Annotated in this window: 20 protein-coding genes and 1 tRNA gene; 13 read left to right on the top strand and 8 right to left on the bottom strand. The window is 34.1% G+C overall.

Going from position 1 to position 22,986, the window contains the following annotated elements:
* Positions 1-43 precede the first annotated feature (43 nt).
* A complete protein-coding gene (locus tag VBZ51_RS03510; RefSeq protein WP_257786201.1) occupies positions 44-172 on the top strand; it encodes a hypothetical protein in 129 nt (42 codons plus the stop codon).
* A gap of 60 nt (positions 173-232) precedes the next feature.
* On the opposite strand, the gene VBZ51_RS03505 is transcribed toward VBZ51_RS03510, so the two are convergent.
* The 4 genes from VBZ51_RS03505 to VBZ51_RS03490 form a co-directional block, all read right to left on the bottom strand.
* Positions 233-1,336 carry a DUF4407 domain-containing protein gene (locus VBZ51_RS03505; RefSeq protein WP_416576067.1) on the bottom strand — a complete coding sequence of 368 codons (1,104 nt, stop codon included), beginning with the start codon at positions 1,334-1,336 and terminating at the stop codon, positions 233-235.
* A gap of 116 nt (positions 1,337-1,452) precedes the next feature.
* Positions 1,453-3,786: a M56 family metallopeptidase gene (locus VBZ51_RS03500; RefSeq protein ID WP_416576066.1), complete on the bottom strand. Its 2,334-nt coding sequence runs from the start codon at positions 3,784-3,786 to the stop codon at positions 1,453-1,455.
* Positions 3,787-3,788: 2 nt separating this feature from the next.
* Positions 3,789-4,154 carry a BlaI/MecI/CopY family transcriptional regulator gene (locus VBZ51_RS03495; protein ID WP_058104004.1) on the bottom strand — a complete coding sequence of 122 codons (366 nt, stop codon included), beginning with the start codon at positions 4,152-4,154 and terminating at the stop codon, positions 3,789-3,791.
* A gap of 96 nt (positions 4,155-4,250) precedes the next feature.
* Positions 4,251-4,787 carry a GldL-related protein gene (locus tag VBZ51_RS03490; protein WP_416576065.1) on the bottom strand — a complete coding sequence of 179 codons (537 nt, stop codon included), beginning with the start codon at positions 4,785-4,787 and terminating at the stop codon, positions 4,251-4,253.
* A gap of 123 nt (positions 4,788-4,910) precedes the next feature.
* Here VBZ51_RS03490 and VBZ51_RS03485 point away from each other — a divergent pair, with 123 nt between their 5' ends.
* Positions 4,911-5,489: a PhnA domain-containing protein gene (locus tag VBZ51_RS03485; protein WP_416576064.1), complete on the top strand. Its 579-nt coding sequence runs from the start codon at positions 4,911-4,913 to the stop codon at positions 5,487-5,489.
* Positions 5,490-5,633: 144 nt separating this feature from the next.
* On the opposite strand, the gene VBZ51_RS03480 is transcribed toward VBZ51_RS03485, so the two are convergent.
* Positions 5,634-7,025 carry a dipeptidase gene (locus tag VBZ51_RS03480; RefSeq protein WP_416576063.1) on the bottom strand — a complete coding sequence of 464 codons (1,392 nt, stop codon included), beginning with the start codon at positions 7,023-7,025 and terminating at the stop codon, positions 5,634-5,636.
* 128 nt (positions 7,026-7,153) lie between these two features.
* Here VBZ51_RS03480 and VBZ51_RS03475 point away from each other — a divergent pair.
* From VBZ51_RS03475 to VBZ51_RS03445, 7 genes are all read left to right on the top strand, one after another.
* A tRNA-Leu gene (locus tag VBZ51_RS03475) sits at positions 7,154-7,235 on the top strand.
* A gap of 307 nt (positions 7,236-7,542) precedes the next feature.
* Complete coding sequence (locus VBZ51_RS03470) at positions 7,543-8,217, top strand: DUF6796 family protein (RefSeq protein ID WP_416576062.1); 675 nt, start codon at positions 7,543-7,545, stop codon at positions 8,215-8,217.
* Positions 8,210-9,862: a CRTAC1 family protein gene (locus tag VBZ51_RS03465; protein WP_416576061.1), complete on the top strand. Its 1,653-nt coding sequence runs from the start codon at positions 8,210-8,212 to the stop codon at positions 9,860-9,862. Before VBZ51_RS03470 ends, VBZ51_RS03465 begins: the two co-directional genes overlap by 8 nt.
* A 7-nt stretch (positions 9,863-9,869) precedes the next feature.
* Positions 9,870-10,145: a hypothetical protein gene (locus VBZ51_RS03460; protein ID WP_416576060.1), complete on the top strand. Its 276-nt coding sequence runs from the start codon at positions 9,870-9,872 to the stop codon at positions 10,143-10,145.
* Positions 10,132-10,515 (top strand): hypothetical protein, encoded by a 384-nt coding sequence (locus VBZ51_RS03455; protein ID WP_416576059.1) that lies wholly within the window; start codon positions 10,132-10,134, stop codon positions 10,513-10,515. The genes VBZ51_RS03460 and VBZ51_RS03455 overlap by 14 nt, the downstream gene beginning before the upstream one ends.
* A gap of 219 nt (positions 10,516-10,734) precedes the next feature.
* Complete coding sequence (locus VBZ51_RS03450; RefSeq protein ID WP_416576058.1) at positions 10,735-11,940, top strand: alpha/beta fold hydrolase; 1,206 nt, start codon at positions 10,735-10,737, stop codon at positions 11,938-11,940.
* 16 nt (positions 11,941-11,956) lie between these two features.
* Positions 11,957-12,238 (top strand): DUF427 domain-containing protein, encoded by a 282-nt coding sequence (locus VBZ51_RS03445; RefSeq protein ID WP_058103996.1) that lies wholly within the window; start codon positions 11,957-11,959, stop codon positions 12,236-12,238.
* Between the two features lie 52 nt (positions 12,239-12,290).
* Here VBZ51_RS03445 and VBZ51_RS03440 read toward each other — a convergent pair whose 3' ends face one another.
* Both VBZ51_RS03440 and VBZ51_RS03435 read right to left on the bottom strand, forming a co-directional pair.
* A complete protein-coding gene (locus tag VBZ51_RS03440; protein ID WP_058103995.1) occupies positions 12,291-12,539 on the bottom strand; it encodes a hypothetical protein in 249 nt (82 codons plus the stop codon).
* A 130-nt stretch (positions 12,540-12,669) separates the two neighbouring features.
* Positions 12,670-15,006, bottom strand: a complete 2,337-nt coding sequence (locus VBZ51_RS03435; protein ID WP_416576057.1) for a TonB-dependent receptor domain-containing protein — start codon at positions 15,004-15,006, stop codon at positions 12,670-12,672.
* 227 nt (positions 15,007-15,233) lie between these two features.
* Here VBZ51_RS03435 and VBZ51_RS03430 point away from each other — a divergent pair, with 227 nt between their 5' ends.
* The 4 genes from VBZ51_RS03430 to VBZ51_RS03415 all read left to right on the top strand — a co-directional run bounded on the left by VBZ51_RS03430 (position 15,234) and on the right by VBZ51_RS03415 (position 22,270).
* A complete protein-coding gene (locus VBZ51_RS03430; protein ID WP_416576056.1) occupies positions 15,234-16,262 on the top strand; it encodes a sensor histidine kinase in 1,029 nt (342 codons plus the stop codon).
* Entirely contained in the window at positions 16,259-16,963 is a 705-nt protein-coding gene (locus VBZ51_RS03425) for a LytR/AlgR family response regulator transcription factor (RefSeq protein ID WP_416576055.1), read from the top strand. The genes VBZ51_RS03430 and VBZ51_RS03425 overlap by 4 nt, the downstream gene beginning before the upstream one ends.
* 137 nt (positions 16,964-17,100) lie before the next feature.
* The gene (locus VBZ51_RS03420) at positions 17,101-19,887 is read left to right on the top strand and encodes a triple tyrosine motif-containing protein (RefSeq protein WP_416576054.1); all 2,787 of its coding nucleotides are present in this window, start codon (positions 17,101-17,103) and stop codon (positions 19,885-19,887) included.
* A 298-nt stretch (positions 19,888-20,185) separates the two neighbouring features.
* Positions 20,186-22,270 carry a family 16 glycosylhydrolase gene (locus VBZ51_RS03415; protein ID WP_416576053.1) on the top strand — a complete coding sequence of 695 codons (2,085 nt, stop codon included), beginning with the start codon at positions 20,186-20,188 and terminating at the stop codon, positions 22,268-22,270.
* Positions 22,271-22,790: 520 nt separating this feature from the next.
* Here VBZ51_RS03415 and VBZ51_RS03410 read toward each other — a convergent pair.
* Positions 22,791-22,922 (bottom strand): hypothetical protein, encoded by a 132-nt coding sequence (locus VBZ51_RS03410; protein WP_257786203.1) that lies wholly within the window; start codon positions 22,920-22,922, stop codon positions 22,791-22,793.
* Between the last annotated feature and the right edge of the window lie 64 nt (positions 22,923-22,986).

Raw genomic sequence — 22,986 nt, 5'->3', positions numbered from 1 at the left:
TGTAATTAATGACTAACTCAAAAAATCACCAATACTAAAAAATATGAAAACAGTAATTAACACAAATAGATGCTTAGGTTATTTTGAAACTGCCAACCAAGAGGAAATTTATGAAATATGTACCTATAACGTTACAAATTCAGAATTGATCTTAGAGGCTATGACCGTGTAAAGAAGTTGTTCAGGTAGTTCCCCCAAACCGAAGAAGGCCAATAGAAATATTGGTCTTTTTCTATTTTAATCCCTTGGTTTGAACATTATGGAAACTATCTGCCTGTAAGCGTAACAATTCTTCCGCTTTTTTCTTTTTGTATCCGTATAGCTCTTCTTCGCCCTTTAAATCTTCATAAATTGTTTGGTTGATTTCTCCATCTGTAGCAACTATTAATTTACGTTGCGCCAATTTTTGGGCAACCCATGTAGCTAAAACACTTTCTTCTTCTTCCAATTTAATGTCGTACTCACCTTTTGGAGCAAGTAATTTCGCAATTATGGGCGAAGTTTCAATAGCTAAGAACAGTAGAAATATAAAAAATGATGGCATCCATGGCAATTCATTTAGAGCCGTAATTCTTGCCATTAATCCGTCGAAACCATCAATAATAGGTTGTGAGTTTTTCACCACGTCTGCATATTCAGTATTCAATGCCGTTATTTGGGCTTCTAAATCTGTAATTTTTTCTGCATTAGTGGTCTTTAATGCTTGTAGTTCAGCAAGTGCGGCATCATGTTTTTCCCGCTTCTCCGCATATACAGGTCCTTTGCCCAATAGCTTTGTACCGGCCGTGCCTTCTGCTTCATTGATATAAATATCATAAAGGGTATTGGTTTCTTTTTCTTTTTCTGCTATTTCAGATTTTAAGTTGGTGATGTCGTTATTTAACTGCGTTATCTTAGGTGTGTACTGTAAGGCAAGTTGATCTTTATTGGCAAGGGTAAGGTCATTCTTTTGCTCTAATAAAACCTGATTGATTTCTTTTTCAAAAATCTTCATTTCCAAAGGTTTTGAAATTACGATAGCAATGATAACGGCAAGAATTATTCGTGGTACTGCCTGTAAAAACTCTTGCCCAAAATTGCCTCGTTTTTTTATGGTCGATACTATAAAACGGTCCAAGTTAAAAATTAGGAGTCCCCAAATGAGTCCGAAAAATACGGCGGCATAGACATTGTCAAATACGGTATACAGAGCATAGCTACTTGCTATAAATGCCATTACCGCAGTAAAGAAAACTGTAGCGCCAATACCTGCGTATTTGTTTTGTTCGCCTTTAGAACATGTTTTTAAAAGTTCTGAGTCGGCGCCAGAACAAAGAATGAAGAAATTTTGAATCATGATGAAAATTCGTTTTTTGATTGATGATGATGTATACTGGGTGAACGTAACTATTTTGTTTTTGGTACGTAAAAAGCCCTCGAAAAGAGGGCTTTAACATATGTTTGACGTTGTGTCTATCGTATTGTTACAGGTGCGGTAGTGATTCTTACTTCGGTCTTTCCAAGTTTCTTACGAGATTCCATATTCAATTCTTTGTTCTTTTTAAGTAAGTCGATCGCTTTATCAGACGTTACTTTTTCGCCTTCAAAATAAAATATTGCTCCTTTTTTTGCCATGTCTATAGCGTAGTCAAGAGGAGAGGGCGGAGTAGGAGGAGTGGGTACAACCGGACTGTTAGGTTTAGAATAAAAAGTTTGGGTGTTTGAAGGAATTCCGTTTGTAGACTTTACATTGAGGTTTAAATGATCATAAGGGTCTTGATTTTCAATGATTTCTTTAATTTGATTATCTGCATAATTCGGTGCTTTTGGAGCTTTGGGCGCTGGTGGTGGTTCTGGAAAATCAGGAAATGGTTCAGCATGCTCTTTTTGCTCTTTGGACATTAATCCGTAAATATGTTTTAATTGATTTACATCAGATTTCAGAATGCGGATATTGCCACCATCGGCTATCATACGGTTGTATTTTTTTGCAAGCTCATTATAGTAGACTAATTGCTCTTTACTTGCGCCATCTTGACTTTGTTTAGGTAAACATTCCGGAAATGGATCTGCCAACTTTTTTTCGGCATCACTCATGTTTCTATAAATAGATTCCAACACTTTTAAATCATTTAAAGGAATTGTTCTTTTAGCAATGGGAATAGCGTTATATTTTTTGGCAAGGGTGTTAAAACGTACAATATCATTTGACTGTAAGTTTAAATTTTTGGTTCTAACGAAAACAGTTTCTGGAGTAACGTTTACGGTATCTTTATATTCCTTTAAAGGCATGATATACTTATTAGAAAAAACAGTAATGCTTTTTGTCTTTAGCTTTCTCAATTCTTGTGAAATGGCGTCTGTAAAACTTGAGTCTATACTTCTTTGGGTATAAATTTGCGCTGATAATATGTTATTCTTAACCGCCAAAGGAAATTCTGCCTTTATCTTTTCATTTAGCTTTGACAATTGAATTTGTTGGTTATTGAACCAAATTTCATTTCCATTCTTTATTTCTATCCATACTATTTCTAGCAATGGTTCATTATTAACATCGGTTTTAAGTTCATTGAAAACATTATTCCTTCTGATATTTTTTGCTTCATCTACTGTTTTATCATGATACTCGCTTGGTTCAAATTCGTTTTTGTCAAGAAGCGTATTAGTTCTTTTACTAAAATGTTCAATATTAGAAATACCTGAAGCTCGTAGTATTGATTGTACTTGGTCAATTAATTTATATTGAGTTTCATCATAAAGTATATGAGCGGTTATATAGTTTCTAGTAATATATGGTCCAAAATTATGATTGACCATTTCTGCTTCTGTTGAAAGATTTTCTAAAGTTGTCGGTTCATTGTTGATTAGCAAATCTCCACTTTTTGTAATTTCAATGTTAATGTCTTTGATAGTGTTTTTAGATACCACGTTCCTTTGACTGAAGCCGTAAAGCATTAAGGATAATAGGGGCAATATTAAAAGACTTCGTATTAAAATACCTCTTTTTGATGTTTGTTTTTTCATGATGATGATTCGTTTTTTGATTGATGAATAATTTATGGCATTTGCGATGCCAACGGATTGATGCGTGTGAGAGTTGTCGTTTGATAAATACGACAGTAAAGTGTTTTGATAGTGTAATTTATTTTCTTGCCCTTTAATTACGGCACTATCGGCTAAAAATTCATGATTGAGTTTTATACTTCTTTTAAATACATAAATCAGCGGATTAAACCAGAATAAAACTTGTAGCAATTCAATAAATAGAACATCTAAACTATGCCACTCCTTAGCATGGGTTTCTTCATGTAATATTACAGCAGCTGGTATACTCTTAGATTCAAATTTTTGCTTGTTAAGAAATATATAGCGAAGAAATGTATGTGGCGGTAGTTCTTCTTTTAACAAGACTTTTACCAAGAAGTTAAATTTAATTTGGGTATTGCGCCTAACACGGATCCATAATTTGGCAATGTTATAAAGAAAACGAAATCCAAAAATTGTAACTCCCAAACCGTAAATAGTATAAAGAATTAAGGACCAATTCATGGGCGATTCTTTCATCTCATGAACTATAGGTGTTATTTCTGGTTGTTCATTTATAGTTAAAACTTGAGTGACAGCAGCGGTTGGTTCTGCTTCTATATATTCGGTAAAAACAATCTGTGGAATTATAAGAGAAACTATAAGCGCAGTTAATAGAAAGAATCTTTTAAAATGGTGCATACTTTCCCTTTCAAGCAAAAGTTTATAGAACACTAAAAAAATGCCCATGCATGCCGTAGATTTTAAAAGATAGATCTCCATAATTACTTCTTTTCTATTTCAACGTCTATTAATTTCTTCAATTCCTCCAATTCAGCTTTGCTTAAATTGGTTTCTTGCGTAAAAAATGATGCAAACTGACTGGCACTATCGTTGAAAAAGTTTTTAATGAGTCCGTTTACATGTTTAGAGAAATAGTCTTTTTTCTTAACTAGCGGATAATATTCTCTGCTTCTGCCATAACTTTTATAGTCAATAAACTTTTTATCGGTCATCCTTTTCAATAAGGTGGCTACGGTGGTGGTGGCGGGCTTTGGTTCTGGGTAAGCATCCAATAAGTCTTTCATGAAAGCTTTCTTTTGCTTCCAAAGTATATTCATTAATTCTTCTTCCGATTTGGATAACTGCATTTTTTACAAGTTTAGAATTTGTTCTACAAACATAGAATAAATAATTTAATTCTACAAATGTAGAGGTTAAATGCGTTTTGGGTGTACTAAGATTTTTTAAAACCTAATATAACAAAAAAGGGCAGTAGCTATAAGGCCTGTGGCTAGCAGAAAGTTTCCGTTTATGAATCCAAATTGCCAGTGTAGAATTTTAAATTGAGCACCAATAATAATACAAATTACCGCAGTTGAATATAATACTATGTTGATGATTTTCTTCTTTGAAGTAGGGGACTGTTCTTCTAATTTGGAGGAATTATCATCTGAAAAAAATACATCTTTTATATAGGCAATGATGAAAATTACCAAGGCTATTCTAAAAATATAGGAAAATATATAACCATAATTTAGATGCAGAACTCTAAATAAGTAATGAAGTAAAAAGGAAATTAATAAAAATAACTTGGCATAATCTAACCAGTTTTTGATTGGTTTCTTGTAAAACCCTATAATGAAGAAAATAGCGATACCACCAACTGCTATAACCAATAATATTTCAGCATAGGGCCAATGCATTATTTTAAAGAGTATGGCAATTAAAGCCAAGGCAATGCTTAGTCTTAGAAATCGGTTGCTTTTTTCCTTAATAATCAAAAGTTTTACTTCTTTGGTTTCTATGTAGAACGACGAATAAAAGTTTTAAGTGTTTTCAAATAGGCTTTGGTGTGTTTTGTTCCCTTTTAAAAGATTAAATTTGCAGCCTAAAAGCAACCTAGAATGAGCGTAAAAGATGATTTAGAAGCACGTAGTGGTTCCACATGTGAATTATGTACCGGAACCAATAACTTAGACGTTTTTGAAGTTGAACCAGTTTCTATAAGTGGAGTTGATTCTAGTATATTGGCATGTGAAACGTGTCGTACTCAAATTGAAGACCCGGAACAAATGGATGCTAATCACTGGCGTTGTCTAAATGACAGTATGTGGAGCGAGTATGATTCTGTAAAAGTTGTGGCGTGGAGAATGCTATCTAGATTAAAATCTGAAGGTTGGCCCAAAGATTTGTTGGATATGATGTATTTAGAACCAGAGGTTTTAGATTGGGCAAAGGCTACGGGAGAAGGTTTGGCAGAAAGTGAGAAGATAATTCACCGTGATGTCAATGGTGTAACCTTACAAAATGGTGATAGTGTTGTATTGGTGAAAGACCTAAAGATTAAAGGTTCTAGTCAAGTAGCCAAACAAGGTACTGCAGTAAGGCGAATTTCGTTAGATAGGGAAAATGCTGAATATATTGAAGGCAAAGTAGGACCTACCCTTACCGTAATCATCACTAAATACGTGAAAAAAATATAGTTGTTCATTATTGGTTCTCGATATCAATTTATCATCAACAAAATATACTTCAACAATAAAAAACGTCTTTGTAAGCAAAGACGTTTTTTAATTTACTGTCAACTGTCAACTGTCAACTGTCAACTGTCAGCTGTCAGCTGTCAACTACTTTTTGGTCATTTCAGTGAAATATTGATAGAAATAAGGGATGGTTTCAATGCCTTTTAAGTAGTTCCATACCCCAAAATGTTCGTTAGGGGAGTGTATGGCATCACTATCCAAACCAAAGCCCATAAGAATAGTTTTACTCTTTAGTTCTTTTTCAAATAGAGCGACTATAGGAATACTACCACCACTACGTTGCGGTATCGGTTTTTTTCCAAATGTGGTTTCGTATGCTTTTGATGCTGCTTGGTATGCATCAGTATCTATTGGCGTTACATAACCTTGACCACCATGATGAGGTTTTACTACTACGGTAACACCTTTAGGTGCAATAGATTCAAAATGAGTTTTAAATAGCTCGGTAATTTCTCTCCAATCTTGGTTGGGTACCAATCTCATAGATATTTTAGCATATGCTTTACTTGCTATAACCGTTTTGGCTCCTTCCCCAATATAACCGCCCCAAATGCCATTGACATCTAAGGTAGGTCTAATGGAGTTACGTTCGTTTGTAGAATAACCTGCTTCACCATACACCGAATCAATATCCAAAGCTTTTTGATATTTTTCTATGCTAAATGGTGCTTTTGCCATTTCAGCTCGTTCTTTAGTAGAAAGTTCTTCTACCTTATCATAAAAACCAGGTATGGTAATGTGGTTGTTTTCGTCATGTAGACTGGCAATCATTTTGGTTAGAATATTGATAGGATTTGCAACTGCACCACCATATAGACCAGAATGTAAATCACGATTAGGTCCAGTAACTTCCACTTCAACATAGCTAAGTCCGCGTAAACCCGTGGTAATTGACGGCACATCATTGGCAATCATGCCCGTGTCCGATATTAAAATAACATCGTTTGCCAATTTTTCTTTATTCTCGGCAACATAAATACTTAAGTTATTACTCCCAACTTCCTCTTCGCCTTCGATCATGAATTTTACATTACATGGCAGCTGATCGGTTTTTACCATCAATTCCAATGCCTTTACATGCATGTACATTTGCCCTTTGTCATCGCAAGCACCACGTGCAAAAATGGCTCCTTCTGGGTGTAAATCGGTTTTTTTGATTACCGGTTCATAAGGTGGGGAAGTCCATAATTCCAATGGTTCGGCCGGTTGTACATCATAATGGCCATATACTAGAACCGTTGGTAGGTCTTTGTTTATGATTTTTTCACCATAAACTATAGGGTAACCGGCTGTTTCATGAATTTCAACAATATTACAACCTGCATCTTCTAATTTTGACTTTACCATTTCCGCAGCGTTTAATACATCTTGAGAGAAGGCAGGATCTGCGCTAACAGACGGTATTTTAAGTAGTTCTATGATTTCATTTAGAAATCGGTCCTTGTTTTCGGAGATATAATTCTTTACGTTTTTCATGCAATTTTTTATCTGACTTTTGATAAAAGTACAAAAAGCGTAATTTTTAAATAGCTAAAATTTAGAGAATTGATTTTTTGCATTATATTTGCACCCCGATAATCACATATCGTGATTTTGGAAAGTATGCAGGCGTGGTGGAATTGGTAGACACGCTAGACTTAGGATCTAGTGCCGCGAGGTGTGAGAGTTCGAGTCTCTCCGCCTGTACAACGAAAGCCTCTTGAGAAATCAAGAGGCTTTTTTTATATACGCTACAAAATTAACATTTTGTCTATATTCAATTACTATTACATAAAAACTACATAGTTCGTTGTATGAATGTGTTCTCTTAAATTATTTTCCTTAGTGGTACTTTTTTAACCTGTGTTTGTGAATAGAGAATCATTATTTTTTCTAATCAAAGTTGTGTTGATTTTATTGCGAAACCTGTTAGTTTGTAGTACATTATAATTTTATTTTCTTTTTCGTTGAAAGAAATTTTAAAGTTTTTCGTCAAAGTAGGTAAATCAATCCAATGACTACAAAACCAACTATTAAATTTCTTGGCTATTTAGGTCTTATCGGCTCTATTTTAGTGGGTATAGGTGAATATTTACTTCATTATTCTCCCAATATTTTAGGACACGCTGAAAATTATGAATTTTTTGCATTTGTAGATTTAAGCCACATGACGGTAGGTCACTTTTTTGCGGTAGTTGGGTTACCTTTTTATTTTGCTGGTTATATTCATATTTATCAAATGCTAAGACCTGGAAATGAAACCCTAGCAAGAATGGTGCTTGGTATAGGGTTCATCGCCTTTGCTGTCGGTGGTATATGGATTGGCTCAAGATCTTCCATAGGTAATACAGTCCACTTAAAGGAATCTATAAATCCAGAGGCGTATAATATATTGTTAACGCACTACACCAAACATATGGAAGTTTTAGTACAAGCATTGAGGGTTATTGTGGCATTATTATCTATTGTTTTTGTCATTGCCATACTTAAAGGTGGTACATACTACAATAAATGGATGGCAATATTTAACCCTATTGTAATTTTAATTGTCTTGGCGTTAACAGGTCTTGCAATTCCTTTAATAGGGCAACATACTTTACCAATTTTAATGAATGTAACACACTTTATATTATTTAGCCTGTCGTTATATCAATTACATAATGTTATAAAACCTGTACAGAATGATTAAAAAATTACTCAAAATAATAGGGATACTTCTAGCACTAATGGTTATCATGGTAATGTTTAAGTTTTGGCGTGATTCAGATTCTGATAAATATGATGTTAGTATCGCAACAACTAAAATTCCTAAATTTACAAATGTTCCTTTAGGTTTTGTACACCAGTACACAGGCGATAAATCATTACCTATAGCGCCTTCTGCACTTATTGATATCAATAACGATAATATAGATGAAGTGTTCTTTGGTGGAGGAATGAGTCAAGAAGATGCAATTTATGCTTATCGTAATAATGAATTTGTTTTAATTTCTGATGAAGTAGGATTACCCAAAAAAGGAAATACCACAACATCTCTTGGTGTGGTTTCAGGTGATATGGATAATAATGGTTTTACAGACTTAATTATAGGTCGTGAAGACGGTCTTCGTATCTATTATAATGACGGAAAGAAGTTTACGGAAAAAGTAGTTGAAACTCCTATGAATAAAAAATCAAGCCCTGCAGGAATTACTCTGGGTGATATTGATAAAGATGGAGATTTGGATATTTTTTTAGCGACCTACCTTAAAAAGGAATTGATGGAGGGGCAGAACATTTTTGAACGTTACGATTATGGTTCAACTAGTGAGTTGTTACTAAATAAAGGTGATAATTCATTTGAAAGTATTACCAAATCTGCTGGCTTAGATTATATACATAATACCTTCCAAGGTGTTTTGGTAGATATTGATAATGATTCTTGGTTGGATCTTGTTGTTGTACATGATACAGGTGAAGCTAGAACATATAAAAATAATGGAGATTTAACTTTTACAATGAAAACCAACCCATTAACAGGTAGGTTTGCTTATCCTATGGGGCTTGCTGTTGGTGATTATAATAATGATGGCTTGGTAGATTTTATGTTTTCCAATGTTGGTACAACGGCGCCAGATTTTATGGCAAGTGGCGATATTAAAGATAAGAGTTTGTACACCGACAAATGGATTCTATTTAAAAATGAAGGTGATTTTAAATTTACAGATGCAGCAGAGGAAGCAAAAATTGCTGGTTATGAATTCTCTTGGGGATGTACGTTTGCAGATATGAACAATGACGGACTGCAAGATTTAATGGTTGCAGAGAATTATGTTGATTTTCCGTTTAGTAAAATATTTAAACTTCCTGGTCGATTATTAATTCAAAAAGAAGATCACACCTTTGTTCCGACTGAAAAAGAAAGTGGCGTTGAAAATCCTTTATATGGAATTACAGCACTTGTTAGTGATTTTAATACAGATGGTCATTTAGACCTAATTTGGACGAATATTGATGGTCCATCAAATGCCTATATAAATAAAGGTAATACCAATAATTTTGTTCAGGTAGATTTGGTAGATAATGCAGAAGCTATGGGGGCTAAAGTAACCATTGTAACACCAAATACAACTTTGACAGATTGGTTAGTGACCGGTGAAGGCTTGGCAAGTGATCAAACAGCTTTGCTACATTTTGGTTTAGGAACGGCACAAAGTATTGAGAAAATAATGGTTAACTACTCCAATGGTAAAGTAGATGAAATTAAGGCTCCTAAAATAAATACAGTCGTTAATGTAATGAAAGAACGAAGTTTGTTGATGATGCAAGACACGGTAATTACTAACCTAAAATAAAAAAATAATGAAATCGCTTAAGAATATATTCAGCAAAAGACCTGATGCATTTGATGAGGTGCCCCAAGGGGTTTGCCCTAATTGTTGGGGTGATCAAGAATACGGTAACGTAGTTCGTCAAAAATATAAAGATTTACAAATTGAAGTAAATAACCATAGCAGTAAACATGCCTTTATTCAAGATTTTGTTGTTACCAATTTAAAAGGTATTCAGTTAAAAAGTAAAATAACAGGATTAGAATGTCCTACCTGTCATGTAATAAACAAAGATGAAGGCGCATAAAAGGTTATTTTGGTTTATATCTTTATTGTTTGTAATAGGTATTATTGGAGCGGGTGGTCTTGTTTTAACAGAAATTAGAACAGGAAATGGTTGTCCTAAATTTGGAACTGTGCCTGCTTGTGTAATTATTCTTTTTTGTTTTGTGCTTCCCTTTATTTCGCATATTTTAAATAAATGGAACCTTATATATTTTCTTTTAACTGGTTTAGCTGCTCTAATTGCACTTGTAGCTTCTATAATCCAATTTATGGGTAATGCCGAATGTCCAAAAACCACTTCTGGTATACCTATGTGTTACCTGTCATTAGTAATATTTACAGCTCTCATTGTTTTAAAACAACTTCATCGAATATCAAAGAACACCTTATAATTAAGGATGAAATTTTTATCAAAATTAAGAATTTGGTCCTATAAACATGGTCACGTTAATAAGTAAACTGTTAGAATTTTAAATTGGAAGGTCTTGTTTAAAAGATATATTTCTAAGGTTTCGTTTAAAATTATTACCATGTTAAACAATTAATGTAAGTTTTAAAGGTTGCTTACTTCTAATACAAGTATTCGATAAATTCTAAAGGAAACAGAAGGTATGGGTTTTGAAAAAGTACAGTTCACTAATTCTCAAGGAAAACAATTAGCAGCCAGGTTAGAAGTGCCAACAAATCAAGAAGCGCATAGTTATGCAATATTTGCGCATTGCTTTACTTGTAACAAAAATTTCTCTGCTATTCGTAATATTTCTAGGGCTTTGGTTAATAAAGGGATTGCCGTATTACGGTTTGATTTTACAGGATTAGGAGAAAGTGAAGGTGATTTTAAAGAAACCAATTTTTCTTCTAACGTGTCAGATTTAAAACAAGCGGCGAATTTTTTAGAAGACAATTATAAAGCTCCATCTTTATTAATTGGTCATTCTTTAGGTGGTGCTGCCGTAATATTTGCTGCGTCTGAATTAGATTCTGTTGCTGCAGTTTCTACCATTGGGGCGCCATCTTCACCAGCTCATGTACAACATTTATTTAAGTCCAATGTAGATGAAATAAATGCAACAGGTAAAGCAAAAGTGAATATCGGAGGACGCGATTTTACCATTAAAAAGGATTTTATAGATGATATTGAATCTAAACCCATGAAAGAGGTCCTAAAGAATTTAAGAAAACCGTATTTGGTGCTGCATTCTCCTCAAGATACCATTGTAGGGATTGAAAATGCAAAAGAATTGTACCAATATGCTCATCATCCAAAGAGCTTTATTTCTATTGATAAGGCCGATCATCTTTTAATGGATAGTGTAGATTCTACCTATGTAGGTAATGTTATTGCAGGTTGGGCAGAGCGGTATTTGGATATTCCTAAAAGTACACCTTTAAAAACATCTCACCAGGTGGCAGTAAGTATTGGTAATGAGGGTTTCACCTCTGAAATAGTGGCTGGTAATCATTTGTTGATCGCAGATGAGCCAAAGGATTTTGGCGGTAATGACTTTGGTCCTTCCCCTTATGATTATGTTTCTTCAGGATTAGGTGCTTGTACGGCCATGACGTTGAGAATGTATGCTTCAAGAAAAAAATGGGACTTACAAAAGGTTATAGTACATGTTGATCACGGTAAAGAACATGCTCCTGATTCTCAAAATACCTCGACTATTAAAAAGATCGATACTTTTAAACGAAGTATAGAATTGTTCGGTGATTTAGACGATAGTCAAAAGAATAGGTTAATGGAAATTGCAGATAAATGTCCTGTACATAAAACCTTGTCCGCAACATCGGTGATAATAACAAAACTTAAATAAAATAAACTAAAATAATATGGTAAAAGCTATATGGAATAATACGGTAATTGCAGAAAGTGATGCTACGGTACAGGTTGAAGGCAATCATTACTTTCCACCTTCAACAATTAAAAAAGAATATTTTAAAACTACGGATACACATACAAGTTGCCCCTGGAAAGGAGTAGCATCTTACTATGATATAGAGGTTGATGGTGATGTCAACAAAGATGCCGCATGGTATTATCCAGAAGTATCAGAATTGGCAAAAGGTATTAAAGGGTATATCGCTTTTTGGAAAGGGGTAGAAGTAAAGTGAAATAAAAAGGACCGGAATAACCGGTCCTTTTGTTTTAAGCTTGTATTGTTATCTATGCTGTGGCATTCTGTGGTGCCCAGTGACTGCATGACATACCTGGAGCTGCTTTTTGTGGGTTAGCGCAATCGCTAGATTCAAACTTTACACAGGTTACACAATTAGTCTCATCTTTTAAGGCTGCTTTCATTTCAAAACTATCACACGTATAACTATTTCCTACTTTTACGCCATGCACTTTACATGTGTTGCCTTCAACCAAATTATCACAATTAACACAACTATTTCCAAATCTTATCGACATAATCTTCTATTTTAAGTTCCTAATAAATTTACATTCACATACGTTTAGAAGCAATTTAAATTGCTGTATTTCAGTAGTATGTATTTAGATTATTTAAAAATAGCTGAACATGTGTTTTATATGTTTTAACTTAAAAATGTTTTTGTCCAGAAAACTCCATAGCCTCTCCTTTACCGAAACCAAAACTTATACCCAATGTAATAAATCTTCCGCGCTTACTATAATCTCTTAGGTAGTAGGTAGGTTGTGTGGTTATACTTTCACTTATACGCGACGCAAATACATCACGTACGCTCAAGTTTACAATAGCTTTACCTTTTAAAATCTTTTTTCTTGCCCCAAAATCCATAAATAAATTTTCAGATACTTCTTGTTGCAAGGTTCTATAATTTGATCGGTAATTACCTATAAGTTCAATGTCAATATCTGCAGGTAATTTAAACTTACCTGTAAGTCGTGTAGACCATTGGTCTCCAGTAAAATCAAATGAGCTTCCTTCAAAATCCCCTTCACGGGCAAAGTGGCTATAATTAAAATCATTTGTAAACGACACCCAGTTTGCAGGTATGTATTTAGCATTGAATTCAATACCAGTAGTGTTGCTTGTGCCCACATTTTCTGGTCTGGATATACTTACGTTGTCCTCAAATTCTACGATCCGTTCCACAACATCTTCGGTATGTCTGTAAAACACGCCCAGGTTCATAGACATTTTACCAATTTTATAGATACTGGTTACCTCAAAACTGTCCGTGAATTCAGCTTGTAAATCTGCATTACCGGTACTGATACTAAAGTTATTCCTAATATTAAAAAACGGATTCAGATCCCATAGTCGTGGTCTAAATATACGTTTAGAATACCCTGCTTGTAATGAAAGGTCATCATTGATTTTATAAGAAGTGTGCCCACTAGGAAATAAGTTGTTATACTTGTTGTCATTGGCAACGTTGGTGTTTCTCAATAGTGTGGCAACATCGGTATCTTCAAAGCGAAGCCCTACTTTAAGACCCCATTTATCACCTTCATAAGCTGTAGTGCCATAAATGCCCAATACCTTTTGGGTCCACTCAAAAATATTGGTCAGGTTTGGGTCTGCTATAAAATTTGTACCGTCGAAATTACTTATGGCAAAATCGTTTTCTACATCATTAATTTGATATTGTGCACCGGTTTCCAATGTAAATTTTTCTGACCAAGGATGTGTATAATCTGCTTTGAACGTGTATTCTGCCTGGCTAAAATCTGTTCTACTTTTTTGAAGCATGTCATCTTCATTGCCAAAAGTTGTAGTATTCGTGAAATTACTGGTCTGGTCTTTCGCAAACAGATTTCCGGTAGCGCTTAATAGTAGAGATTGTTCTTCATTACCTTCAAAGTCTTTTTTGTATTGAAGTTCATACGAGTATTTTGGGTTGGTTGCTTCGGTTATTTCTTGTCTTCTAAAAGCATCGGTCAACGAGTTGCTTGCATCAAATGTGCTAAAAATGGCATCTGCATTTTCTTTCTCCCATTCATAGGCAAAATTTCCTGAAAGGGTAATGACGTTTAGATCGTTTATATGATAATCGGTTCCTAAGATGAGATTGAAAAACGTCTCGTTTTTGTCATTTTCTCCAAAACTGCTAATGTAGGTACCATCTTCTAAATTTCTGTTTTCAGTTTCCTCATCACTTGGAAAAGTTCTACGACCAAAACCAACTTGACTGAATAAATTGAATTTTTCTGTTCGTCTGTTAAGACTTAGGCCCAAACTGTGGTTGTTGGGTACACCTGTATTTAGGGTAACCGCACCGTTAAGTCCTTTTTTCTCCTCTTTTTTTAAGACGATGTTTATAATGCCCGATGTGCCTTCTGCATCATATTTTGCAGATGGGTTAGTAATTACCTCAATGCGTTCTATCATATCTGCGGTTAAGGTTCCCAATGCGTTCCCTTGCTCATTAGCAATTACGGAAGGTTTACCGTTGATCAACATTTGTACACCTTGACTTCCACGTAAGCTTACGGCTCCTTCTATATTAACGTTAACAGATGGTACGTTGTTTAAAACCTCTAATGCACTGGCGCCAGTACTGCTTAAGTCTGCCCCAACATTAAAAACACGTTTATCCAGTTTAAATACGGTTTGGCTAATTTCGCCTTCTACGACAACTTCATCTAATTGTTGTGAATCTTCTGAAATGGAAACAGTGCCTAATTCAATTTTGTTATTGGTAATAGAAGGGTTGTCAAATCTTTGGGTGGTAAATCCTATAAAACTGACTTCAATATAAAAATCAGAAGCCGTGGTTTCAAGAACAAAACTGCCATCTTGCAGGGTAGTTGTGCCAACTATTGGCTTTTGGTTAATTGGATCGCCAACCAAAACTGTGGCAAATTCTATGGGTTCGCCATTATTGGTCTCTATAATTTTACCAGTGATCGTAATTGTATTTTGTGCCAATGCTGTTTGGCTAAAAAGCATTGAAACTAATATTAAAAATGAGTAGTAAATTGGTTTGTACATGTTAAAGGTTGATAAGTTGAACCGTAAAAGTGCACATAACTAATTTTGTTTTATTCTTAAATTCTGCAAACGACATTTGTAGTAGTGCAAACGACATTTCTTTTTGACGTGGCGTTTACCAGTAAAATAATGTCGATGACAGCCTTAATAAATAGCGTAATCCAATTATGTAGTATTTTTAAATAATGACCATAAATTCTAAATTTAAAAATAGTACAACCAAAGAAATTATCTTTCAAGTGCTACTGCATATTGTGGTCTTTCTTTTTTTTACGTTCGATAGAAATGAACCTGAAATTGAAGGTTTTAAAGTGTTGGCTTTTTTAAACTACGCCATAGGTGCCTTTGTAATCAATTACCTATTGTTGCCCAAATATTACTATAGGAAAAGATATTTACAGTTTATTCTTTTTCTGGTTATTCTAATTAGTGCTATTATATCTTTTGAAGAGTTGGTTCTAGAGCAAATTTTTTATCCCAATACACGTGCAGTGTATTTTCCGGGAGTGGTCTATAGCCTGTTAGATGTAATGCCGGTAATATTAATTTTAGTAGGGTTCAAATTTGCTTGGGATGCCTCTAAGAAACAATTGGAGGTAGAAGAGTTGCGTACTTCAGTTAAGGAAAGTGAGTTGTTGTTTTTAAAGTCACAGATCAATCCACATTTTTTATTCAACAATTTAAATAACCTTTACTCTTATGCCATAGAAGAATCCTCAAAAACGCCTTCTATTATTCTTGAATTGTCTGCAGTGCTAAGATATATGCTTTATGATTGTAAGGAAAAGTATGTAGCCTTGCCCAAAGAAATGGAACATTTAAAGAACTTTACGCAACTAAATGAAATGCAGATAGAGGAACGGGGTAGTGTTAATTTTAAAACCGAAAATATAAAGAGCGGCTATCTAATAGCTCCTTTAATTCTATCTGTTTTTATAGAGAACGCTTTTAAACATAGTACGGCAAGTCAGTCTCATGGTATTTTTATAGATGTAAATGTGTCATTGGATGAGAAGGGAGTTTTAAATTTTGAATGTAGAAATTCATTCTTAAAACTATCTAATACCCAAAGTATTTCAAATGGTATAGGTTTGCAAAATGTGAAGAAAAGACTTGAATTACTATACCCAAACGCGCATAAATTACATATTCAAAAGGAACAGCATATTTATTATGTACATTTAAAATTACAATTGATACAGGCAAGCTTATGATGCAGTGTATTATAATAGAAGATCAACCGCCAGCGCAAAGAGTGCTTAAGAAGTATATTTCAGATATAGGCAACTTGCAGTTAAAAGCTACGTTTGCCGATGCAATTCTGGCAATGGAGTATCTAAAAACGGAGCATGTAGACCTTATTTTTCTAGATATTCATTTACCTAAGATTTCAGGAATTGAATTTTTGAATGTTTTAAAGCAAAAACCTAGCGTAATATTGACCACGGCATTTTCAGATTATGCCTTGGAAAGTTATGAGTATGGGGTGGTAGACTACCTTTTAAAACCGTTTTCATTTAAGAGATTTGTGCAAGCGGTCCATAAAGTGCCAACCAAAGAAAATCTTTTAATGGATGGAACAGCTCAAAATGATAATGTTTTACCTGATGTGATTTTTGTAAAATCTGGATATGAACATGTTAAGATTGAAGTGATGGATATAAGTCATATTAGGTCCGATGCGGACTATACAGAGATTCATTTGATAAAACACAAATATTTGTCGCAAGAAACCTTGAAATACTGGCAAGAGCACTTAAATAGCCTTAAGTTTTTAAGAGTGCATAAATCTTACATCGTAAATATGAGCAAGATTAAAAAAGTGATTGGAAATCATGTAGTATTGGAAAGGAATGTGAGAGTGCCTATTGGTAGAGCCTATAAAGAGGATTTTATGAAAAGCATTATAAAGTAAAATATACTAAGAGTATGAGTTGTATGTGATAAAACTATATGCTTTTTTGCAAGCTTCATAACAGAATTAGGTAAATTTTAAATACCTATATTTAAGTTTGTCAATATATGATTCGCTATTAGATGGTATTTAAACCGTTGCATTTTTTATTTGCCTTATTAACCGTAGCTGTTTCGGCTCAAGAATTGCCCCCTATTCAAAATTATACTCCTATTGAATATGAGGCGGGCAATCAAAATTGGTCTTTTACCCAATCTCAGTCTAAGACCATGTATATTGCAAATAATAATGGTTTACTTGAATTCAACGGTACTTCATGGAAATTGTACCAATCACCGTATGGAACACCTGTAAAATCGGTATTATCCATTAAAGCAAGAGTGTACACTGGTAGCTATATGGAATTCGGTTATTGGGAAAGAAATAAATTAGGGGTCCTAACCTATACTTCTTTATCCAGTGTAATAAAAAATCAGCTGGTAGAAGACGAAGATTTTTGGAACATTACAGGTTTTAAAGACTGGGTTTTGTTTCAATCTTTGGATAAAATTTATATCTATAATTCAAAAACTAAATTGTTTGAGGTTTTCGATACGGTAACCAAAAGGGCGAAGATTTTTAATGTAAAGAACAAATTATACTTTCAAAGCGGGGAAAGAGGTTTGTTTACTTTAAGTGATGGAAATTTAGTACTAGTTTCAGATCATGATATTTTTAAGAATGAAATAATTGTTGGGGCATTTTCTGTTCAGGATTATATGTTGGTCATAACCGAAACAGGTAGGTTTTTTCATTTTGATAATAGAGAATTAAAAGAATGGAAGATAAGTGCAAAGGTTGACTTGAATGCTACCAAAGTATATAGCACCTTGAAATTGCATGATGGATCTTATGTTTTAGGTACCATTTCTAAGGGTATATTTCATTTAAATAAAAATGGGGAGTTAATATATCATATAAATCAAGAGAAGGGTCTCAACAATAACACCGTTTTATCATTATTTGAAGATGCAGATCACAATGTATGGTTAGGTTTGGATAATGGTCTAAGTATTCTGAACTTAAATTCTCCGTTTAAGGAATACGTAGATCAATTAGGTACCATTGGGGTTGTATACGCTGCAAAGAAAATTGGGAAGCTACTTTATTTGGGAACTAATCAAGGCTTGTTTTATAAGAATGATGATAGCCAAGACTTTCAAATGGTTGAAGGTACCGAAGGTCAAGTTTGGATGTTGAAAGAGCTTCAAAACACATTGTTCTGTGGTCATCATAATGGTACGTACGCAATAAATGATGCCGTTGCTACAAAAATTTCTGATTTTCTTGGTACTTGGGATATTCAGGAAATCAAAGAATATCCGAATTTATTGATTCAAGGTAATTATAAGGGGCTCAGTATATTGCAATTTATTAATGGGCAATGGATATTCAAAAATAGAATAGAGGGTTTTGATAATTCTTCTAGGTTTTTTGAGTTTATTGATCAAAATAAAATTCTTGTAAATCATGATTATAAGGGTGTTTATAATTTAGAACTGAATACTGATTATACTAGAGCTTTAAATGTTGGTCAAATACCTTCAAAAGGTAATGGCTCAAGTTTAATGAGATTTAGGAATGAAATTGTTTACACAACTATAAATGGGGTCTTTGATTACAAGCCGAAAAAGCAAGATTTTATAAGAGATTCACTTTTATCCAAAAAGTTCTTTAATGCTCAAGATAGTATCATTGGTATTGTTCAATCTACTAATGAGTCTAAGAGGTTATGGGGTTTTTCCAATAATAATATTATAAGTGTGTCATCTGGGAATCTAACAAATAATCCCGAAGAAATTAAAATCTCTATCCCTGTTTTTTTTAGAAGGAGTATGGGCGTTCTGGGTTTTGAATCTGTGGTTCATTTGGAAAAGGAAAACTACTTGATAGGTATGTCAAACGGTTATGTGACCTTAGATTTAGATAAGAAACATGATAGAAATTATCGTATCGAATTAAACGGTATATCTAGAACTTCTTATAATAGCCCTAAAGTGTCAATACCTATAGTTGAAAATAAAGAGTTTGACTATTCAGAGAACAATATTTCTTTCTCGTTTCATGTAGCTGAATATGATAAGTTTACAGAAGTGAATTATCAATATATGCTTGATGGTCGATATGATCAGTGGAGTAATTGGTCAACTGAGCCCTCCATTGCTTTAGAAAATCTAGCTTATGGCTCGTACACATTAAAGGTGCGTGCAAAAGTGGGCAATACACCTACTTTAAATGAGGTCAGTTATTCTTTTGTAATAAAAAGACCTTGGTATATGTCACTTTGGGCATTTTTAAGCTATGTGCTTATGATTATTTTATGCTCCATTTTAATTCATAGAATTTATAAAAGTTACTATAGGAAACAGCAGATGCAGCTAATTAAGGAAAATAAGAAACGTTTAAAACGTAGGAAATTAAAGAATCAAAAGAAATTGGTTCAAGTAAAAAATGAGCGCTTACAAGAGCTTGTGGATAGTAAAAATAGAGAACTGGCTATCTCCACTATGAGTATTATTAAAAAGAATGAATTTTTAAATGCTATAAAAGAAAAATTAAAAGATTTAAAAGATGATGCCCAAGTCAGATCGGTGATCAAAACCATAGACAGGAATATTAATAATGACGATGATTGGACATTCTTTGAAAATGCCTTTAATAATGCTGATAAGGATTTTCTAAAGAAAGTAAGAGAAAAGCATCCGGAATTATCTTCAAACGATCTTCGTTTGTGTGCTTATCTTAGACTCAATCTTTCTTCCAAAGAAATAGCGCCATTGTTGAATATCTCGGTTAGAAGTGTAGAAGTAAAAAGATATCGTTTAAGGAAAAAAATGAATCTTTCGCATGATGACGGGTTAACCGACTACATCATCAACATATAATTTCCTTATCATATTACATATTTACCACAACATTACCACAACATAGGTTATTTTTATTGATTTACTAATGATTTAGGAATGATATGGATTCTTAGATATTAGTAGGTTAAATTGTTAAATTGCTATTTAAAGTGCTTATTTTTTGAATTGTATGTTTTTTGTATAGGTAATTTTTTAGAAATTATTAATGTTTGAATTTATATTGCATAAGTGTTACTATCAAAATTAACAGTTGTTGAAAAGCTGTATAGGATAGAGGCAAGAATCAAATAATTAACTCAAACAAATGATTTAAACTATGAAAAAATTAATGTACATCACAATATGTATGTTCACGGCATTGATCGGCTGTGACGAAAATGATATTGATATTCCGGTTTCTGTGTTACCATCTAACCTAATTGTGGATGCCCAAAATATGGGCGGCGGAACTGTCAATTTTACAGCGACTGCAGATAATGCAAATTATTATCATTTTGATTTTGGCGACGGCACATCTGCCCTAGGTACTTCAGGAGAGGCATCTAAAACCTATGAAATGATTGGAGATAATTCTTATACAGTAACGGTAACAGCTGGTTCCACAGAAGGCAATAAAATTTCAGAATCTGTAGACGTTTCTGTTTCTATTGCTTTTTCTGACCCTGAAACGGTTTCTTTGTTAACCAATGACAGTTCAAAAACTTGGTTTCTTGCAGCGTCTCAACAAGGGCATTTAGGCTTAGGGCCAGCTCGTGAAGGTATAGATGGAGATTGGTGGTATCCTAAATGGTATGTGGCTTCGGCATTTGAAAAGTGTGGTAGTGAAGATTCTGATTGTTTATGTGATGATGAGATAACTTTTGCGCAGGATGCTAACGGTAATTTAACTTTTGAGCTTGATAATAAAGGGCAAACTTATTTTAATGTTGGTCATAGAGCCGTAGTTGGTGGTAGTGAAGATTCTGATTTTTGTTATGATTTTGATACCAGTGGTACAAAATCCGTTGTATTATCCCCTGTTGAAGGCAATGTGCCAGATGAAGAAACTACTGGAATACAAATGACAATTGCAGATGGTGGTTTTATGGGGTATTATGTTGGTTCTTCGGTCTATGAGATATTGGCAATAGAAGATGACTTTCTATATGTACGTACTTATGATACTGAAAATGCTGATTTAGCTTGGTATCATAAGTTTACCGCAGAAGCGGCTATTGATGGTGGTGATGAAAACCTGGAGACCATTTATACCAACTTGGTTTGGTCAGATGAATTTGATGTAGATGGCGCTCCTGATCCATTAAACTGGACCTATGACTTAGGTGCTGGCGGATGGGGCAACGGTGAGGCTCAGACTTATACCAATGATTCAGAAAATGTAAAAGTTGAAGATGGTGTCTTGAAAATAACCGCCATTGCAGGTGAAGGTGAAGCTGCTGTTCATTATTTTGATGAAATGACGTTGATCGATGCTGGTGGCACCGAGCAAATATTAGAAGACTTTGAAAGTGCTGCGCCAACTTTTACAGGTTTTGGTGGTTCTGAAACAACCGTAGTGGCCAATCCAGATGCCAGTGGCGAAAATACTTCCGCTAATGTTGCGCAATCTACAAAAGCTTTAGGGGCAGAAACTTGGGCAGGATCTTTCTTTGACCTTTCGTCTCCTATTGATTTAATGACGTATACAACAATTAGTCTTAAAACCTGGTCTCCTTCCGTGGGTGCTAACATAATTCTGAAATTAGAAAATCAAGCCAATTCAGATGAGAATGTAGAAGTAAGTGTTAATACGGCTACGGCAAATGCATGGGAAACACTGAGCTTTGATTTTAGTGCCGCTCCTGCCGGAACTTATGATAGAGTAGTGCTGTTTTTTGATTTTGGTGTATCGCCAGCTGGGGGAATTACTTCAGGTAGAATTAAATCGGAAAATCTGTTCGAGTTTACTTATGGTAGAGTAGAAATTAGAGCTAAACTTCCTTCAGGTGGGGGTACGTGGCCTGCACTTTGGGCATTAGGTGCTAATTTTGATGAAGTAGGCTGGCCTGCAAGTGGTGAAATAGACATTATGGAACATGTTGGCAACAATAATAATGTGGTCAGTAGCGCATTGCATTATCCTGGTAATTCAGCAGGTAATGCGGTTGTAGGTACTACCCCGGTAGCGACGGCTACTTCAGAATTTCATAATTATACAGTAGAATGGACACCGGATAGCATTAAGTTTGTAGTAGATGATGAGGTAGTGCATAATAGTTTTGTCAATAATGGAACTACACCGTTTAATAGCGATTTCTTTCTGATTATGAATGTAGCTATGGGAGGTACTCTTGGAGGTTCAATTGACCCAGCGTTTACACAAGATACAATGGAAGTAGACTATGTTAGGGTCTATCAGTAAAAACAGTTAGTTAATTTTGTTTTAAAGACTGTCAGGTTTTATTTGACAGTCTTTTTTTTGTGTTATTACTCTCGGATATCTAATGTTCGGAATGTTATAAATATAAAAAAGCCCCTTTCAAAGGGGCTTTTAAAATGTAATTTTTTGCAATAAGCTTTAATTTAAAAGATTAGACAATCCCTAAAAGGGTTAATATTGCACCTACCGCAACAACAGCCAAAAAAGCATTCATTGCTATAATAAGTACGGATAGATAAGTTTCTACCCCTGTTTTAAATGATAAATTGTTCATAACATTACCTACTTTAAAGTTACTCTACTAAAGTTAGTTGAAATGAGCAACTTTTACCTAGTAATTGTTGTAAAAACTTACAAAAACGACGTAAAACCTTACTTATTTGTGGTTGATAGTTCTTGATAGATGCATTTTATCCGTAAAATTGGTGTTTCATCGATGTTGAACTATCAGTAATGTTTTGAAGTCAACTTTTAAAAGCTTTGATGTAAATGTTACTTGTAATTATTTGATCAGTCCTAACCAATCTGCTATACCTGCAAGTGGTACTGCTAGAAGAATTAGAATTAAACATGTAATCATTAATTTGAGAAATCCGTTGAGCATTTTCACTCCAGAAGTTAGTTCTTGTTCCATAATCATACTTATATTGTTCTGTTCTCAATATAAGTATTAGAAGTGTAAAGTGCTGTAATATAGT

The organism is Maribacter sp. HS (genome assembly GCF_048059195.1).
In the GTDB taxonomy this organism is placed as follows: Bacteria; Bacteroidota; Bacteroidia; order Flavobacteriales; family Flavobacteriaceae; genus Maribacter; species Maribacter dokdonensis.
The sequence above is the reverse complement of the archived record's forward strand: the minus strand, read 5'-3'. Positions and strand labels throughout refer to the sequence as shown.

Bases quoted from the DNA above. Each gene is read 5' to 3' on its own strand.
- VBZ51_RS03510 (WP_257786201.1), top strand. From the start codon at position 44: ATGAAAACAGTAATTAACACAAATAGATGCTTAGGTTATTTTGAAACT.
- VBZ51_RS03505 (WP_416576067.1), bottom strand. From the start codon at position 1,336: ATGATTCAAAATTTCTTCATTCTTTGTTCTGGCGCCGACTCAGAACTT.
- VBZ51_RS03500 (WP_416576066.1), bottom strand. From the start codon at position 3,786: ATGGAGATCTATCTTTTAAAATCTACGGCATGCATGGGCATTTTTTTA.
- VBZ51_RS03495 (WP_058104004.1), bottom strand. From the start codon at position 4,154: ATGCAGTTATCCAAATCGGAAGAAGAATTAATGAATATACTTTGGAAG.
- VBZ51_RS03485 (WP_416576064.1), top strand. From the start codon at position 4,911: ATGAGCGTAAAAGATGATTTAGAAGCACGTAGTGGTTCCACATGTGAA.
- VBZ51_RS03480 (WP_416576063.1), bottom strand. From the start codon at position 7,025: ATGAAAAACGTAAAGAATTATATCTCCGAAAACAAGGACCGATTTCTA.
- VBZ51_RS03470 (WP_416576062.1), top strand. From the start codon at position 7,543: ATGACTACAAAACCAACTATTAAATTTCTTGGCTATTTAGGTCTTATC.
- VBZ51_RS03465 (WP_416576061.1), top strand. From the start codon at position 8,210: ATGATTAAAAAATTACTCAAAATAATAGGGATACTTCTAGCACTAATG.
- VBZ51_RS03460 (WP_416576060.1), top strand. From the start codon at position 9,870: ATGAAATCGCTTAAGAATATATTCAGCAAAAGACCTGATGCATTTGAT.
- VBZ51_RS03455 (WP_416576059.1), top strand. From the start codon at position 10,132: ATGAAGGCGCATAAAAGGTTATTTTGGTTTATATCTTTATTGTTTGTA.
- VBZ51_RS03450 (WP_416576058.1), top strand. From the start codon at position 10,735: ATGGGTTTTGAAAAAGTACAGTTCACTAATTCTCAAGGAAAACAATTA.
- VBZ51_RS03445 (WP_058103996.1), top strand. From the start codon at position 11,957: ATGGTAAAAGCTATATGGAATAATACGGTAATTGCAGAAAGTGATGCT.
- VBZ51_RS03440 (WP_058103995.1), bottom strand. From the start codon at position 12,539: ATGTCGATAAGATTTGGAAATAGTTGTGTTAATTGTGATAATTTGGTT.
- VBZ51_RS03435 (WP_416576057.1), bottom strand. From the start codon at position 15,006: ATGCTTTTTAGCCAAACAGCATTGGCACAAAATACAATTACGATCACT.
- VBZ51_RS03430 (WP_416576056.1), top strand. From the start codon at position 15,234: ATGACCATAAATTCTAAATTTAAAAATAGTACAACCAAAGAAATTATC.
- VBZ51_RS03425 (WP_416576055.1), top strand. From the start codon at position 16,259: ATGATGCAGTGTATTATAATAGAAGATCAACCGCCAGCGCAAAGAGTG.
- VBZ51_RS03415 (WP_416576053.1), top strand. From the start codon at position 20,186: ATGAAAAAATTAATGTACATCACAATATGTATGTTCACGGCATTGATC.
- VBZ51_RS03410 (WP_257786203.1), bottom strand. From the start codon at position 22,922: ATGGAACAAGAACTAACTTCTGGAGTGAAAATGCTCAACGGATTTCTC.